At 58.7% G+C, this 16986-nt stretch carries 10 protein-coding genes; 8 read left to right on the top strand and 2 right to left on the bottom strand.

Translation table 11 applies throughout. The annotated features are described in order from the left end of the window. Together QTL56_RS13010 and QTL56_RS13015 are read left to right on the top strand one after the other, a co-directional pair. Positions 1–1002 carry a transketolase family protein gene (locus tag QTL56_RS13010; RefSeq protein ID WP_245137969.1) on the top strand — a complete coding sequence of 334 codons (1002 nt, stop codon included), beginning with the start codon at positions 1–3 and terminating at the stop codon, positions 1000–1002. Beyond that, positions 1002–2120 (top strand): RuBisCO large subunit C-terminal-like domain-containing protein, encoded by a 1119-nt coding sequence (locus QTL56_RS13015; protein ID WP_245137968.1) that lies wholly within the window; start codon positions 1002–1004, stop codon positions 2118–2120. The genes QTL56_RS13010 and QTL56_RS13015 overlap by 1 nt, the downstream gene beginning before the upstream one ends. Before the next feature lie 129 nt (positions 2121–2249). Here QTL56_RS13015 and QTL56_RS13020 read toward each other — a convergent pair whose 3' ends face one another. Together QTL56_RS13020 and QTL56_RS13025 are read right to left on the bottom strand one after the other, a co-directional pair. Beyond that, positions 2250–4874: an AAA family ATPase gene (locus tag QTL56_RS13020; protein WP_245137967.1), complete on the bottom strand. Its 2625-nt coding sequence runs from the start codon at positions 4872–4874 to the stop codon at positions 2250–2252. Continuing rightward, positions 4871–5995, bottom strand: coding sequence for a metallophosphoesterase family protein (locus tag QTL56_RS13025; protein ID WP_245138032.1), 1125 nt, complete (start codon positions 5993–5995; stop codon positions 4871–4873). Before QTL56_RS13025 ends, QTL56_RS13020 begins: the two co-directional genes overlap by 4 nt. Before the next feature lie 319 nt (positions 5996–6314). On the opposite strand from QTL56_RS13025, the gene QTL56_RS13030 reads away from it, so the two are divergent. From QTL56_RS13030 to QTL56_RS13055, 6 genes are all read left to right on the top strand, one after another. Then, the gene (locus QTL56_RS13030; RefSeq protein WP_245137966.1) at positions 6315–7187 is read left to right on the top strand and encodes a DUF4238 domain-containing protein; all 873 of its coding nucleotides are present in this window, start codon (positions 6315–6317) and stop codon (positions 7185–7187) included. A 468-nt stretch (positions 7188–7655) separates the two neighbouring features. Next, positions 7656–9242 carry a carbamoyltransferase C-terminal domain-containing protein gene (locus QTL56_RS13035; RefSeq protein ID WP_289393194.1) on the top strand — a complete coding sequence of 529 codons (1587 nt, stop codon included), beginning with the start codon at positions 7656–7658 and terminating at the stop codon, positions 9240–9242. A 17-nt stretch (positions 9243–9259) separates the two neighbouring features. Continuing rightward, a complete protein-coding gene (locus tag QTL56_RS13040) occupies positions 9260–10093 on the top strand; it encodes a glycosyltransferase family 32 protein (protein ID WP_245137964.1) in 834 nt (277 codons plus the stop codon). Between the two features lie 198 nt (positions 10094–10291). Then, on the top strand, positions 10292–12223 hold the full coding sequence (locus QTL56_RS13045; protein WP_245137963.1) for a family 16 glycosylhydrolase: 1932 nt from the start codon (positions 10292–10294) through the stop codon (positions 12221–12223). Positions 12224–12549: 326 nt separating this feature from the next. Next, a complete protein-coding gene (locus QTL56_RS13050; RefSeq protein ID WP_289393195.1) occupies positions 12550–14919 on the top strand; it encodes an ATP-dependent nuclease in 2370 nt (789 codons plus the stop codon). Continuing rightward, positions 14916–16796 carry a UvrD-helicase domain-containing protein gene (locus QTL56_RS13055; RefSeq protein WP_245137962.1) on the top strand — a complete coding sequence of 627 codons (1881 nt, stop codon included), beginning with the start codon at positions 14916–14918 and terminating at the stop codon, positions 16794–16796. Before QTL56_RS13050 ends, QTL56_RS13055 begins: the two co-directional genes overlap by 4 nt. Positions 16797–16986 lie beyond the last annotated feature (190 nt).

Consider the following 16986-nt stretch of genomic DNA (forward strand, 5'->3'; position numbering starts at 1 on the left):
ATGGTCGAAATTGTCAACCGACCCTATGCTACGGCTTTTGAAGCCTTCGCCACGGCGCGGCCCGAAGTCCTATGCCTCTCTGCCGACCTCACCTCGTCCTGCGAGGTTGACGGCTTCCGGGATCGTCATCCCGAGCAGTTCCTGTCGCTAGGCATGGCCGAACAGAACATGCTCTCCTTTGCCGGTGGCCTCGCCATGCAGGGATACCGCCCATTCATCCATACGTTTTCGGTTTTTCTCTATCGCCGGCCCTACGACCAGCTGATCAACTCTATCGCCTATTCTAACCGGAAGGTCCGCCTGATCGGCTTTCTCCCCGGCATCACTACACCCGGCGGCATCACCCATCAGGCGATTGAAGACATCGCTATCCTGCGCGCCGTGCCGAACATGACGATCCTCGAAACGGGTGATGCAACGGAAGTGGAGACCGTGCTCGAAGTCGCCGACAGCATCGACGGGCCCGTCTATGTGCGTATCCTTCGTGGCGAGGTGCCGCGGCTGTTCTCGACGCCGTTTGAGTTCAACAAACTGCGGACACTGTCGACGGGTGACGACATTCTGGTCGTCTCCTGCGGCGTTTGCACGGAGGAAGCCCTGCGTGCCACGGGGCCGCTCATGGCGCGCGGCGTCGGCGTTCATCATCTGCACGCCTCCACACTAAAACCCTTCGACCGTGAAGGCCTGATCGAAGCAGTGCGCGGCAAAAAGGGTATCATTACGCTGGAGAACCACACGATCATCGGGGGGCTCGGCTCCCTGGTGGCGGAAATCCTGGCCGAAGAAGGGCTTGGCATCCGTCTGAAGCGTCTCGGCCTCAAGGATACCTTCGCCCACGGCGCGTCAAAACCCTATCTCATGAAGAAGTACGGGCTCGATGCCCATGCGCTTGTAGCCGCGGTCGGGGAACTCACCGGCAAGTTACTTGATATCGGTGAGAATGAGCTCGCAGAAGTTCGCCTCGATCATGTCCATTCGGCCCAGAAGGCGGAGGCGCTCTGATGGCTCCGCGCTTCAGCGTCACCTATTTCGTTCGTGCAAGTGATGCAGAGGAGGCTAAACAACGCGCCCTCGACATCGCGCTGGAACAGACAGTGGAGATCCCTCGCAGCTGCGTTCCGAAGGGCTATGTCGAGGATGAGATACTCGGCAGACTGGAGACCTTGGAGAAGGACCCAGCCGGCAGGCCGGGATACCTCGCCGACATCTCCTATTCGGAGGATGATGTTGGCGGTGATTTCCTGCAGTTCCTCAACATCGTCTTCGGCAACAGTTCAATCAAGCCGGGCCTTAAGGTCGAAGACATTACGCTGTCGCCGGGCATCGTGGCGTTATGCAAGGGACCTCGCCACGGCATTGCCGGACTGCGCGCGAGGGCTGGCATAGGCCAAACCCCGCTGCTCATGTCGGCCATCAAACCCGTCGGACTTTCGACGACTGAACTGGCTCGTCTGGCCCATGACTTCGCGCTCGGCGGAATGCACTTCGTCAAAGACGATCATGGGCTTGTCAACCAGAAGACGTCGCCGTTCGAGGAGCGGCTCCGGGCTTGCGTCGAGGCAGTCGGTGAGGCGAATTCGAAGACGGGCGGGCGCACAAGCTTCGTACCAAATGCCACCGGTCCTGCGACATTGATCGTCGAGCGTGCAATGCTGGCACAAGAGGCCGGCGCGGGCGCCGTGATGATTGCTCCGGCAATGGCCGGCTACGATATTATCCGAACCCTGGCCGCGGATCCGGGTTTCTCGCTACCGATAATCGCCCACCCTGCGTTTTCCGGCGCAAACGTTGTCTCGCCCGATTGCGGTTTTTCCCATCGCAGCTTCTTCGGCACCTTGCATAGGCTAATGGGCGCCGACGCGGTTATCTATCCCAATTTCGGCGGCCGGTTCGGTTTCACCCGGGATGAATGCCTGTCGATCGCCAAAGCCTGTGCGGACGACATAGGCGGGCCGAGTGCGATTGTGGCCGCCCCCGGGGGCGGGATGACGTTCAGCCGAGTGCCGGAAATGCGCCAGGCCTATGGGAATGATGTCATGTACCTGATTGGTGGAGCGCTGCTTCAGGAAGAGAACCTGGTCGACGCCTGCCGACGCCTCGTCGCTGCTGTGTACTCTTGAGGCAACTGAGACGTGCAATACGGGACGGTCACAACCGTGGCCGTCCCGTGTTCCTGAAGTCGAAACAATTGCTCTTGATTCGGTTAGCCGCGGTAATCGCTCTGGGCAAGATACTGTTCGAGCTTGGCTCTATGGCTGCCAATCTCTCATCTGCAGCACGTTACCTCCGAGCCTCTGAAACGCCCGCTGGCGACAGGAGAACACGATAATCTGCTGGTCTCGAGACTGCCTGTGGAGTGCGTCGAACATCTTCTCGATGCGGTCGTCATCCGAATAGACTAGCGCATCATCGAGGATGACGGGGGCCGGCCGGCCGTCACGTGCGAGAAGCCGCGCAAACGCCAGCCGGGTCAGCACTGACAGCTGCTCGCGCATTCCGCCGCTCAGGCGGTCGACATCCTCTTCCTGACCATTGCGCAGAATAGTCTGGGGTAGAAGCGTCTTGTCATCGAAGGTGATCGAAACATCGTCGAATAGCAGTTTGAGCAGCGGTCCAAGCTCAGCCATAACAGGCTTGAGGTAGAGCTCACGAGCCTCAGACCTGGCATTTTCCAAGGCGGTGGTCACACGCTGGAGGACAGCCACCTCCTTCTCATATGCAGCCACCCGCGCAGTCGACGTATTGAGTGCCTCCGAAGCCTCCCGCCACTTCTCTTCCACGGCTTCGTCGGATTGTGCCCGGATCTCTGCGTTTAGTCCGGCCATGGTCTCCCGCAGTGTATTGATCTCCTTGTCGACTGCTGCTTCGATCGAGCGAACACGCGTCAGCGCCGCTTCGATCGACGCGAGATCACCGGCATCTGTACCGAGCTTCAGGACATGCGCCTCCGCCTCAGAAAGCGATTGGTCCAGATCGGTCAGCGTGGCCGACAACAAGCGCTCGCGCTCAGCACGCACTTCTTCCGGCCCGAGGATCACAGCCAACTGTGCCTGATCGGAAATCAGAGACGCCACTCTCGTCTCCGCGGCGACGAATGCGTTATCGGCACGAGACTGGTCTGGCTCTACCTCACGGAGGGCGAGACGCGCCTGCTTGCGGCGTTCTTCGGCTTGTGCCAGCGCGGTGCGAAGCAGCGCCGGATCCTCATCCAGGTCGATACCCTCAAGGCTGATCGTGCTACCTGCCTCGACTTCCTCTCTGAGTTTCGCCAGACCCTCTGGAGCAATGAAGGACAGCCGGTCTCTCAATCCCCGCAAGTCAGCATCAGCCAGCTGTGCCCTTGCCTGCCTGTCTCGCGCTGCAGACAGGCTATTAACGCCCATTGACGCAAGTAAGTCGGTTCTTGCCGCTTCTGCCTGCACCAGTTGGTTGACGCTCCGACCGGGGCGGTTCGAACGCAAGGTAATTGTCCCAATTCCTGCGACTTCAAGTCGAGCATGTCCGTTGTAGGTCCGGTCTTCGCCATCTACCAAGGGCTTGCCGTCGAGGGTCACCGTTCCGGCTGTATCGGCTTCGTAGTGGATTGAGACTGACGGGCGAGCGGCCTCATCGATGGCACGCAGCTTGGCGATTTCGACTTCGCATGCTTGCAGTTCTTCGATGGACTTCGTCGGGATTTGCAGAAGTGCGAGTTGGGCGTCACCCTCTTCAATGCTCTGACGTAGCTTCTCCGCCTCGGCCAATCGCTGCTTCAAGTCGGCCAGGCGCTTGTGCGCCTCGTGTGCCTTTGTTGCCGCGTCGTGGCGGTTTAGCCGCTCGCGGATATCCTGCTCCTCAGCCTCCGCGAAATCCACGTTGTCACGAGCCTTTTCAATCGCGTCGGCCGCCTGCCGGCGCCGCTTTATCGCTTCAGCCCTATTGATCTCTGCAGAAGCTGCATCTTCTTGCAGAAGGGCTGCCTTCTCCCGAGCTTCAGTAAACGCCTTGAATTCCCGCTCTGCCGCGTTTCGCCTTTCGCGGGCGAGCTTCAGTTCCGCTTCTGCCGTTTTCAGTTTCTCGTTCTGCGCCTTAGCACCATCGAATTTGCTTTGGGCTTTCTCAATGGCCGCTTTGCGTTCTTCTCTTTCCGGAGGGCTGTCGAGTTCGACAAGCCTCGCTGCTGCGTTCGCGCGTTGGTCCAGCGCTTGGCGCAATCGGGTTACCTCGGCTGCCAGCCGCGCCTCATCCGCGGCGAGCCTATCCCGTTCCTCGATCGCAGCTGCATAGCGACCGCCAGCTTTCGGTCTGCCGGTCGCCGTGACCATGTCTGAGAGAGCTTCCTTGGCTGCCGCCATGATCTCGGCCATCCGGCGCCCGCCGGTGACGGCTTCCACCTCTCCCTGGACGGATTCGAGCAGGCTCTGGCGAACCTGTTTTTCGCCCTCTTCCTCGGTGCGGCTTCGCTTCTCCATACCGGTGATGCCCTGGCGCACCCACAGGAGGCCCGCAGGTCCAGAGGTCCCTCCCCTGATCAGGCTGGTAATGAAGTTTTCTGCCTCATCTGCCTGGGCGACGAGACGGCCGGATCCAAGATCCACCACACGTGCCGACCGCCCACCATAATATTGCTTGGTAATTCGGAAGCTGCCCTCGCCGGTCATAATATCGGCCTCGACCAATGGGTTCCCGCCGCTATAGGGGCGCAATCTCTGAACATCACCCGGAGTGCCCGAATGAGGTTGGAAGAAGAGTGCATGTAGGGCCTCAAAGCTCGTCGATTTGCCGAACTCATTGGCGGCGCAAAGCACGTTCACGCCGTCGCCGATACCCTCGATCGCCACACCCCGGCCGCCGAACCGTTTGACATTGAAGAGACGCAGGGCCGCGATCTTCATTGCGTGATCGCCTGTGTGTAGGAGAAGAGGCGCATCAAGGCCGCTCGCGCGATCTCACGCTCAGACAATGGTCGACGTTCGTCCATAGACTCGGCGAGCAGAGCATTGGCAGCTTCACGCAGAGCGCCGCCGCGATCGATCTGGTCAAGGTCTTCCAGCTCGCATTCTGTGACCAGCTCGTCGTGGTCTAACTGCAGAAACGCAAAATCTGGGGCTGCCTTCACAACGGCAGCGACGAGATCCGCGCGCCCTGCCAAGCGGCTATGCCCCGATGCCACCACCCGGATCAGCGAGTTCCTGCGTTCCCTCAAAGCCGGCAGCAGAGAATTGAGGGAAACCTCTGGGGCGTCGCCTTCGAGCAGATGAAGATTAAGGCTTTGCCAGGCGAACGTGGCCGTAGGCAAGGCCTGGATTTCAGGGAGCATCGAGGGACCGGGAATCGTAACCAGGAGCGCCGTGCCTGGTGCATCATGTTTGAAGCGGTCCGGCTCTGGCGTGCCGCAATAATGGGTTCGCGGGTCCACACTCACCATGCCGTGCCAATCGCCGAGCGCAAGATAGTCAAGCCCCGCGCGTCTTGCCCGGTCTGGCGCAATGACCTCGGAGGCGGCACCCTCTTCTGAAAAACTGCGAATGGCTCCATGAGCCAGTCCAATCCGCAGCGTCCCATCGGGTGTGGCTTGACCATCCATCCATTCCGTCAGGTCTCTGCCGGGGCGACGGGTGGTGCACGGCGCGGGCAACAGGACGACACCGCTTGCCAATTCGATCGACCGGGGATCGACCGCGAGCACGACGTTTTCAGGCGCTTCTGCCTGCAGCGCCGTCCAGAGTTGCGAGGCCTGCAAGGAATCGTGATTGCCCGGCAGGATGACCCAACTGATTGCGGGATCATGCGCCATCTCGGCGAAAGCCTGGCGGCGCACATGCGGTGCGGGTGTCTCGGTATCGAAGGTATCTCCAGACAGCAGCACCGTTGTTGCGTTTTGCTCTCTCGCGTGTGCAGCCAGCCGAGTGATTGCGAGGTGTCTTGCTTCGCGCAAGCGGCTAGGCAAGTCACCCTCGAAGTTGCCGAAACGCTTTCCGAGATGAAGATCGCTGGAATGGATAAATCGAAACATGACCACCGGATGTTGAGAGGCACACGCGTATCTGCACCGTTGTGTTCACCAAAGTCTATCTCGTTCTCCCCCTCGATCGCCATTGGTTTCGGATAGCGGCGGCGTCAGATGACATGTCAAGCGCTGCTCGGCAAGGCTCCAGGCCTCAGGCTGGGCAGCAACCCGAATAGGCGACCGTTGCGATCATGACATCGAAGGCTTCTTCGGCTTACACTGGCTCGGACGGGAGTGAGAAACTGTTTACTACGCAACAGGTGACCCTCTCCGTCCATCGGCACTCGAAAGAGATTTTGTAACGCCAGAGCACCGAGTTTACCTTATGTCGCGCAACGCGCCGCACCGCCATCACTACGTTCCACAGATGGTACAGCGAAACTTTGCCAACGAGAGCGGGGGCCTATTCTTCTGGCGGCGGGGCATGCCCGTTGGAGAGGTTCGCGTCTCCAAGCCGTCTAACCTGTTTGTCGAGGACCACCTGTACACGCTTGTTGATGAAAACGGTGTACGCGACCATTCGATTGAATATTGGTTTGGTCGGTTGGAGAGAGCTGTAGCGCCGTTCATCCAGGAGTTCCTCGTCAAAGTGCGGGCTAGGGTGACGCCGATCATGCATCGAACGCATTTGGATCTGTGGCACACCTATGTTTACCATGCACAGAAGCGCACTGTGGCCTGGCATCAACGATTTCTCACTCCAGAAGACCTGCTGGTCGTCGTGAAGGAAATTGCCACAGAACAGCAGTGGCATGAGCACCTCCAGCGTTGGGAGAAGGACCCGAAGGATGCTCTGCGCGAGATGAACAACGCGCGCATCGCTTCGCAGGTTACTCCGATGCCTGACGAAATGCTGGAAGAATTCCGAACAATGGGGCTAGCCATTTACATAGCACCCGCAAGGACCTCGTTCATTCTCGGAGACGATATGCGCGGAGATGCGTTTCTCAACGCACGCTGGGTTCAGTTCATGCCAATAGCGCCTGATGTTGCTGTAGGATACTGCGATGCTCCCGGCGTGCACATGGAACGTCTAACAGCCATGGACGTAAGGCGCATGAACGAAGCTATGACTAAGCAGTCTTATCTAATTGCTGGCCGATCGGAGGCGCAGATCGCTTCGTTGTCACGAACGCCCTATGCTCCGCCCGACATATTGAAGGGCTGGCTTGCTCACCGACAGGTGTCGGCGCGATGAAGATCCAGCTGTTAATTGGTTGAGTCTCGGCTGCTGCCTGTCATCCACATTGAGCATTGCAGCAGCAGTGTCAGCGATATTTCTTCGCTCGCGTCTTGGTGTTGAACCGGCTCGAATCGCCGACCCCATCAGTCATTGGCTGCATCAGCGTCAAATATTCCAACGCGGTCAGATCCTTACTCTCAAATGTCTACTGTGGCGCCGGAAGAGAATCTGCAAATGTGAGCTAAAGACTTGCGATGGCTAACCCGCGACTGCGCTTCGTCGGCCAACGCCAATTTCCCCGCCTCCCACAGCTTAAACTATCACATCACAACTTTGATGCTAATCCGCTCTAAGGGCGGTTGCAATTTTACACTTGGCCGTGTGATGTCATGGCGGTTCAACGAACAAACAGTCAAAATGAATATTCTCTCATACAACCCTGGCCACGACGGCGCGATCACATATCTCCAAGACTCCCGCTTGATGTTTTCGATCGAGGCGGAGAAGGACTCCGGTTACCGATACTCGTATCTGTCAGTAGCCGATGTCCTCGACGCCATTGGCGAGCTTGACGATTTGCCGGATGTCATATGTATGGGAGGATGGTGGCCCCGCGACCACCATGAGTATCTTCATGGATCGCACAGGAACTCGGGTTATCGGGGCGTCTCGGGCTCGGGCACCATTGTGGACAAGGGACGGCTGCTTCGAGGCAGGGTCAACTACTTCTCTTCGACGCACGAGCGATCGCATATTCTTTGCGCCTTCGGCATGTCGCCTTTCCCGAAAGGCACTGCATGCTACGCACTCGTCTGGGAAGGAGAGATGGGCTCCTTTTACGAGATCGATCCGGAGCTGAACATCACGCTGATCGGCGATGCGCTCACACAGCCCGGAAACCGATACGGACTTCTCTATGGGCTGGCCGATCCATCCTTTCCGAAGGACGGGCCCTATCCTCGCGCCTCTGACGCCGGCAAGTTGATGGCGATCGCATCGTTCTCGACACGCGACGTCCCCACGGCGGAGGAACAGCGACTGATGAGCTTCCTGTTGCGCGATCCCTACCGGAAGCTCAGCGATTACGACCAGATCGCAGACGCGCCGCACCTCAATGTGGGACTCGAGGACGCAGAGTTCCGAAACTTCGCAGGGATCTATAGTGATGCGATTTTCGATCGCTTTTACAGGTTTGCGAAGGAGAATCTGAAAGGCGGGCTACCACTCGTGATCGCAGGTGGCTGCGGTCTGAACTGCGACTGGAATTCCAAATGGCGGGACACCGATCTCTTTTCTGAGATCTTCGTTCCCCCCGTCGCCAACGACTCGGGATCGGCGATCGGCACTGCTATCGATGCGCAGTTCTACTTTACTGGCAATCCAAAGATCGACTGGAACGTCTACGCGGGTCGTGATTTCCGGACGGGCGGTCCTGTCGACCTGAGCAGGTACGACATCTATGAGAAGGATGATAACCGGGTCGCGGCAATGCTGGCAAACGACCTTATCCTCGGATGGGCGCACGGCCGCTATGAGATCGGACCTCGCGCGCTGGGGAACAGATCGATCCTGGCAGCTCCGTTTCGAGATGCAACAAGGGTTCGGCTGAATGAGATCAAACAGCGCGAACAGTTCCGACCAATCGCCCCTGTCTGCCTGCAGGACGAGGCCGAGAAGTGGTTCGGATGCGATCGTGAAAGCCCTCATATGCTCTACACCTACCGAGCAACCACCGATGCTCTCTCGGCCGTCACCCACGTCAACGGGACAGCTCGCCTCCAAACGGTGACACGGTCCAGCAACCTGGAGCTGTGCAACCTGCTGGAAGCATTCCGGTCGCGCACCGGTTACGGAGTGCTTTGCAACACGTCTCTCAATTTCAACGGCAAAGGATTCATCAACAACATGGTTGATCTTGATGCCTATGCCATCGAACACGGACTGGATGGATTCGTGGTCGACGGACGGGCGTATCTGCTGAAACACTCGCCGCGTTATCTAGCATACCTGGATGCCGGAGCGCCGACGACGGGAACGAATGCCATGCCTGATCCAGATCGAACTATGTGAACACGGATTCGCGAGAAATGGACTTCGACCCACAAACTCTGGAGAACGACGAGCCTGCCCGTTCCGCCGCCGTTAGAAACCTGATACTACGACAGGTTGAGATCCCGGCCGGAAGCGACGATAGGCCCACCAACGGCGCGCCGCTTATTCCGAAGCGGCTACTGAGATACTGGCACGACCTGACCGAACTTCCGGACGACGTCAATGCATGTCTCCAGAGCTGGGACCGCCTTGCCGACGAAGGATTTGATTTCCATCTGTTCGAAGACGCCAGTGCCGCAAGTTACATTGCCGATACCTACGGCGAGAGAGAGCGGCAGGCGTTTGCGCGTTGCAGCCATCCTGCGATGCGTTGCGACTATTTCCGCATGTGCTTCATACTGGCCGAGGGCGGCTTTTACGTCGATGCCGACGATGTCCTACTGGGAGACGAGTGGAGGCAGATCTTTCGAAACGACAAACTCAAAATACAGCCCCTCTGCTATGATATCACTGCCGGAGGAATGATGCCTGCAGCCGATGTCTGGCTTCCGGAGCTGCCGGAGGGTAGCAGGAATTTCTACGTCAACAACGACCCAATCGCCTCGCCGTCCGGCCACCCAATTCTGCGTAGAGCTCTTGACCGTGCGACGTCCAGGCTCCTTTGCGCAGAAGACAATCCAGAGATCCAAGCAACGACGGGACCCGGGAATTTCACCATCGCTCTCGTGGTTCACGCCCGGGAGCTCGATCAAGCCAGCCTTCCCTTCGATTTTGAGCTCCTGCGTGATTGGAACGCGATAGCGGAAATGAAATGGGATCTCTCTTACCGAGGCGACTCTCGCAACTGGCGCAACGTCTATGGTTGCTGAGGTCATTCGGCGATGAGGTCTACAAAAGGTTTCAAGGACGTCTTCGGTCCACTGCGGGCGCTTGCTTTCCGTGTCTCTCGCGTATTGTGGAGCGTCATTCCGGCCGGTCAGATCTCAGCATTCGGTACCGGAGCGGGCAAGATCGGAATGGTTATGATCATAAACCTTGATCGCCAGCCACGAAGGCTCCGCCGGACGATGCGCGAGCTGAACCGGTACAAGACCTTCGACGGTCGCCCGCTGTGGACGATATCGCACAGACTTCCCGCCATTGACGCGCGAGACGGTCGTGAAATTGCATCGACCTCCGACGTTGATCAGACATACCGGCTGGCGCATCAGCTCTTCGTTCAACCGGACACGAGGCTTGAAGAGTGCTTCGACCCCTCGGAAACGGTCCGGATGACCCGACAGGAAGTGGCCGTCGCACGGTCGCACATAGAAACATGGAAGGCGATCGCCTCTGGTCAGCAGGAACACGTTCTGGTGCTGGAAGATGATATATGGTTCGCGTGCGGTGCTGCTGCGGCCATCGATCGAGGATGGCGCGAATCATGGCAGCGTCTGGCGGGGCGCGGAGGACCAGATCTTCTCTACTTCTCCTACGAGGACGCCGGCGGCACGGCCGCGCGCTTGGATGCCTGCGACGCCGTTTTTCGTCCGCTGCGTGGTCTATGGTTTCTGTCAGGCTACGTTCTGTCCCGCAGAGGTGCGCGGATCCTGCTGGAGTCAATGCCCGTCGTCGGGCCGGTTGACATGTGGATCAACTACTGCTTCGAAAAGCTGCAAGCGCTTGCGCTCTCTTCTCCTGTGGTCCTCCAACGAGATGATGGAGGCTCAGACAATTCCCATTCCATCCTCCCATATCTGGCGCGTGCGGGAATCGTTGACGCGAACTCAATGCCGGTCCCCAAGAGAAGTGCGGCAGGACCGGTTTTTGCATGGACCGCCAAACGCGAGCGCGAAGGGCTGGCCATGGCCCTATCAATGCTTGGACTCCGAGTTCGAGTATTCGACGGCGATGAGAAAGAGCTGGGTGAAGAAGATCTGGCATCCATACTGACAACATTCGACGCGCTCGTGGATGCGCCACTTTCGGAAAAGGCGTTCGCTGCAATGATAGCGCGGTCCGACTCCAGGTTCGTGCTCGAAGGGGCTCCCAGGCTGGATCGCCAGCAAAACCGCGAAATACTGCCGCCATCACGCACTGTCGCATTCGACGCCAGGGAACCCAGCGACGAAATGTGGCAACCGTTGTGCGCTTTGCTCGGTCTCACACCGCCGCCCTATGCGTTTCCCTCGGGTGCTCCCAGATCATGGCGGATCCTGCGAGACGATCGGCACGAGCCGGTGAGACAAGTCAACGGCATCCGTCCCGAGCGTCTGACAGACGACTCAGCTTGGGCCTTGGTTCCTGACCGGGCCTGGCCGAATCGTACAGCCTCCATGCGAAGCATCCACCCTGTGGGCGACTGCCTCGTCAACGAGGCGATGACTACACCCACGGCAATACTTCCAGCCGCGATCGAGACATTTCCCGGCAATCGTGCCGCGTTCAGTCAAGATGGGTTGTTGCAGAACGCCGATGGTGCCCAGCTCGTGCTGAGCAAGGTTGAAAGCGGCAATAGAAAATATCGCTCGGGAGCCTTTGCGTCGGTGCGGTCTTTTGAACACGGTCGGTTCGAAGCGGAGATCAGGCCGGCCTGCGGAGCCGGGCTTGTTACCGGCTTCTTTCTGCATCGGGCTTCGCCACGGCAAGAGATTGATATCGAGCTGACAGGCGACGATCCGCGACGCATACTGTTGAACGTATACTTCAATCCGGGCGACGACGGCTCAGCGATCGAATATGGTTATCGCGGCTCGCCCTGTCGGATCGACCTCGGGTTCAATGCAGCCTCCGACTTCCATCTGTATGCGATAGACTGGCGCCCGGGCTGCATAACGTGGTCGGTAGACGGAAAGGCAGTCCACCAGCGAGTCGGATGGGATCCGACGCCGCTTCCTCATCTGCCCATGCGCCTCCACGCTAACTTGTGGGCCCCCCGATCTGAGGCCCTTGCGGGTGTCATGAACGACCGCGCGCTACCTGCGACCGCCACGTTCCGCAACATCAAAATATGGGCATGATGCGGAGATCAACGGCGAAGCGCTCAAAGGGACCACCCTTCCTTTGATGGTCGCGGAACGCCCGCTTGACGAGTTTAACCGCTACCCCACGGATCGCTCCTGGAAGCCAACTGCCCGAATCAGGGGATCAACGCAACAGCGTCAGCCGCCGCGTATGAAGTCAATCTGGCATTGCTTTCAGGTGACGGCACGCGCAACCTTTTGCATAGCCTGGATCTATTCTGGAAGACTTTCCCAAGAACTGGATCGAAAGCCGGAATTCGGTGGTTGCGATGGCAGCAACACGGTGACGAATCAACTAATCGATGACTATTGTGCAATCCAGAATGGCATTGATGCTGGATTTTTTGATGCATATTAAAACTCTGCGTATCCGCAACTTCCGACGCTTGAAAGACGCCTGTATCGATCTGGCCTCAGATATCTCGATCTTCGTCGGCGCTAACAACAGTGGAAAGACGTCCGCGACACACGCGCTTCAACTCTTCACTGCAGCGTCCCGCGAGCGATTTTCGATCCATGACTTCAGCTCGGACTGCTGGGATTCCATCGACGGCTTCGGAGCCAGCCTGCCAGGCGCCGTGCTTCCGACGATATCCATGGACATCTGGTTTGAGGTCGAACCAGGGAATCTTCATCGGGTAGCAGATCTCCTACCGAACCTCTCTTTTACCGGCAGCACGGTCGGTATCCGCGTGGAGTTCGCGGCTACCGATGACACCACGCTGCGCCAGGAATATCAGGCTGCTCACGCTGCCGCTGCAGCAAACGCACGGCCCGCAGCCGATGGAGTGCCGGCCTACCATCCCTCGCCACGAACACTCTGCGACTACCTTCGCGACGAAGGAGGCGCGCGACTGCGCAAAGGATTCGACCTTCGTTACTATGTCTTGGACAAGGCGCGCTTTGACAGCGAGTTCCGCGAACTGCCAGGATACGTCCCACGTCTCATCTCCTCGGACAACGGACGCGGCGGAATGGAAATTCTTGCTGGCCTCGTAAAGGTCGACTTCCTGCACGCGCAGCGGCATCTCTCTGACTCGCCGGGTGGGACCCGTTCCGAGGAACTGTCGAGAGTTCTTGGACGGTTCTACCAGCGGAACTTGGAGCAGCGTGCCGAGGACTTTGACGCCCAGCGGGCCCTGGCAGATTCCGAGACGATGCTCAACGATCACCTCGGGAGGGTGTTCGGACCTACTCTCGATCGTCTTTCCCAGCTTGGATACCCAGGTCTGGGCAACCCACGCCTGCTTATCAAGACTGCATTGAACCCTGCCGCGATCATGAGCTCGCAGGACGGAACAAGGGTGCACTACGCGCTAGGAGAAGCCGACCAGCACGGCGTCCTTCCAACGCTGCCCGACCGATACAATGGGCTCGGTTTCAAGAACCTGATCTACATGGTCGTGGAACTGCTGGACCTTCATGCAAGGTGGATGGAGGTGGAGGAAAGCAGGCCGCCTGTCCATCTCGTCTTCATCGAGGAACCGGAGGCCCATCTGCATGTCCAGCTCCAGCAGGTGTTCGTGCGGAAGGTGCTCGACATCTTGAAGATCGAGGGCCCGGAGGCAGCCCACTACACTAGCCAACTCGTGGTCTCCACGCATTCCTCCCATATCCTATACGAGCGCGGATTCCGCCCGATCCGTTATTTTCGGCGCATGCCGGGCGGGTCGCAGACGTCGCAGGTCCTTAACCTGTCGGTGTTCTATCGGGACACGAAGCCGAAGACCCGGCTCTTCCTAGAGCGCTACCTCAAGCTCACGCATTGCGATCTCTTCTTCGCCGACGCTGCCGTTCTTGTTGAAGGCAACGTCGAGCGCCTCCTGCTACCCGCAATGATCGCCAAGGCGGCTCCAGGGTTGCAAGCCGCGTATCTCAGTGTACTTGAGATCGGCGGGGCCTTCGGCCATCGCTTCCGGAGACTGGTGGAATTCCTGGGCATCACCACGCTCGTCATCACCGACATCGATAGTGTGCTGCCGGGTGCGGCGCCAGAGCCGGAAGACGAAGTTGAAGAGGACATCGCACCAGTCGCGGGTGGAATGTTCAACGATCTGATCGGCGATGTGGAAGCCGCGGAAGAGGTAGTCCCAGAGGCTGCGGAAGAGGAGCCGGAAGACGACGATGACAAGCCCGGACCTGGGACTGCCTGCATCGTTGGTCATCCGGGAGCGGTGACATCGAACCAAACGCTCATTAAGTGGCTACCTGGCAAGACGCTCATCGCCGACCTACTCGCTGCCGACGCCGAGGAGTGCGTGCAGGCAAGGGGCGCGCCGCACGATGCCCTAATACGTGTCTCGTACCAGACCGCTGTAGAAGTCTCATGGAAGGGGGAAGTCGCACTCATCGCCGGACGCACCTTAGAAGAGGCCTTCGCCCTTGAAAATCTCGTCTGGTCTCAGGACAAGGCTCGCAAGTCGCTTAGGCTTAAAATGAATGGAGCTTCAAACCTTGATCTGGCTGCCATTTCGGAAAGGCTCAACAAGAGGATTGCGGCATCAGGGTTCCGCAAGACTGACTTTGCCTTGTCGCTTCTGGAGCAGGATCCGAAGGAATGGAAGGTCCCCACCTACATCGCCGAAGGTCTGCGGTGGCTCGAGAGCGAGGTCACCCCGGCTCCTCCTGCCGTTGACAACGTCGGGAATGCAGGTCCGGAACCGAATGCGGGAGATGTAGGAATATTGGTATGACGAGCAGGAGCGGCAAGCCTGACACGCAGGCCGACGTCGAACTTCGCGACGCATTGAGCGCCAAGCCTCCGAAGCACTTCGTGATGGTCGCAGGCGCGGGGTCGGGAAAGACCACGTCGCTGATCAAGGCGCTGGAGTATGTTTCAAAGACGCGGGGCGATCAACTACGGATGCGGGGGCAGCAGATCGCCTGCATCACCTACACCGAAGTGGCGGTGAACGAGATTCGAAGCGACGTCGGCAACGACCCCCTCTGCCGCATCTCAACCATCCATAGCTTCCTGTGGTCGCTGATCCAGCCTTTCCAGTCCGACATCCGTGACTGGGTCCTCGTTCGAATCGACGAGAAGATCGCCGAGGAGGAAGCGCGCCAAGCGAATCCTAAAACTCGGGCCCCCTCTCGGCCTAAGATAGAAGCTAATCTGACGAGATTGCGCGAGCAGAAGGAAGTGGTTTCCTCCCTGGAGAGGTTCACCTACGGTACCGGCAGCGACTACCGGCACGGCATCCTTGGGCACGCAGACATCCTCAAGCTCGTGCCCGCCTTGCTTGAGCAGAAACAGCTTCTTCGAGATCTTCTCGCCGCGAAGTATCCAGTCCTGTTCGTCGACGAGAGCCAGGATACCATGCCCGCGTTTATCGCTGCGCTTCGAACAGTGACTCTCACCGTGAAGCATGAGTTCTGCCTTGGTTTCTTCGGCGACCCAATGCAGAAGATCTTCTCAACGGGATCCGGCGCTGTTGCGCTCGAAGAGGGCTGGATCGAGATCAGGAAGCCGGAGAATTTCCGGTGTCCCCAGGCCGTACTGAAGGTCATCAACGCTATACGAGCCGAAGACGACCGGCTCGTGCAGACGGGCGGAAGGACCGAGCGGTCGGGCGACGCCGACATACCCGTCGCTGGGACAGCGAGGATCTTCATCCTTCCCGCCGATGAGCACCGTACGACGCGTATACGAGACGTCCGCGAATACCTCAGCCGTAAGAATACAGATCCGCATTGGAAGAGCGATGAAAAGGACGCCGACGTCCGGATGCTTGTTTTACTGCACCGTGCTGCCGCAAGCCGCTTGGGCTTCCCGAACCTGTATGCGGCGTTGCACGACAGGTCGACAGAAAGCCTCAAGGAAGGCCTGGCGGATGGCACGGCCTGGCCGCTCCGGCCGTTCCTCAACTATCTTCTGCCTCTAGCAAACGCACTACGCGACGGCGACGAATTTGAGCTCGTATCAATTCTGAGGGGCGGGACCGCTCTCCCAGGGCAACGTGACGGCGAGAGCTTTGTAGACAGCCTGAAGCGCCTGCACGCGGCGACGACCGCACTGGAGCGCCTGTTCACGGATCCTAATGTGACGGTCCGGCAGGTACTTCAACACGCTATTGCAACGTCGCTGATGACCGTCGATGAACGAATGGCGAGACATCTGGCGTTGCCAGTTGCCCCCGACCTCGAGCACGATCCCGAGTATCCGCCTCTGCTCGCCTTCCTGGCTTGTCCGGCAAAGGAATTCTTTGGCTACCGGAAGTACCTCGACGACCTCTCCCCTTTCTCCACCCAGCAAGGTGTAAAAGGCGCCCAGTTCGACAGGGTCATGGTCCTCCTCGACGACGAGGAGGGAGAGGCAATGAGGTCGTTTTCCTACGGAAAGTACTTCGGCATCACCGCCTTGTCGGCCACAGATATGGAGAACATCGCTATAGGCAAGGATTCTGCAATCGAGCGCACGCGGCGCCTGTTCTATGTCTGCTGCTCACGGGCCGTTCTGGATCTCGCAGTCGTATGGTTCGCGCCCAACGTCGATGTCGCGAGGGCGGCCGTTCTGGAAAGAGGCTTCTTTCGCCCGGATGACGTCCTATCCGAAGATGTGCTTACATGACCCGCAAACCACGCTCTGAACCGGCTTTCTTGAATCATGCATACTGAACCTGTCTGCGGGCCTAAAAGCAGCTTTTCGCAAGCGATGGTGCTTGGCAACAGCGCAAAGAGCGCTTGCTCCTTTATCTAGTGAACCTCCCATCCCGACCGTTTCGAACACTCAGCAGGCACCTTGGGCAATCGCCGACAGG

It is taken from the genome of Peteryoungia algae, from assembly GCF_030369675.1.
GTDB classification, from domain to species: domain Bacteria; phylum Pseudomonadota; class Alphaproteobacteria; order Rhizobiales; family Rhizobiaceae; genus Allorhizobium; species Allorhizobium algae.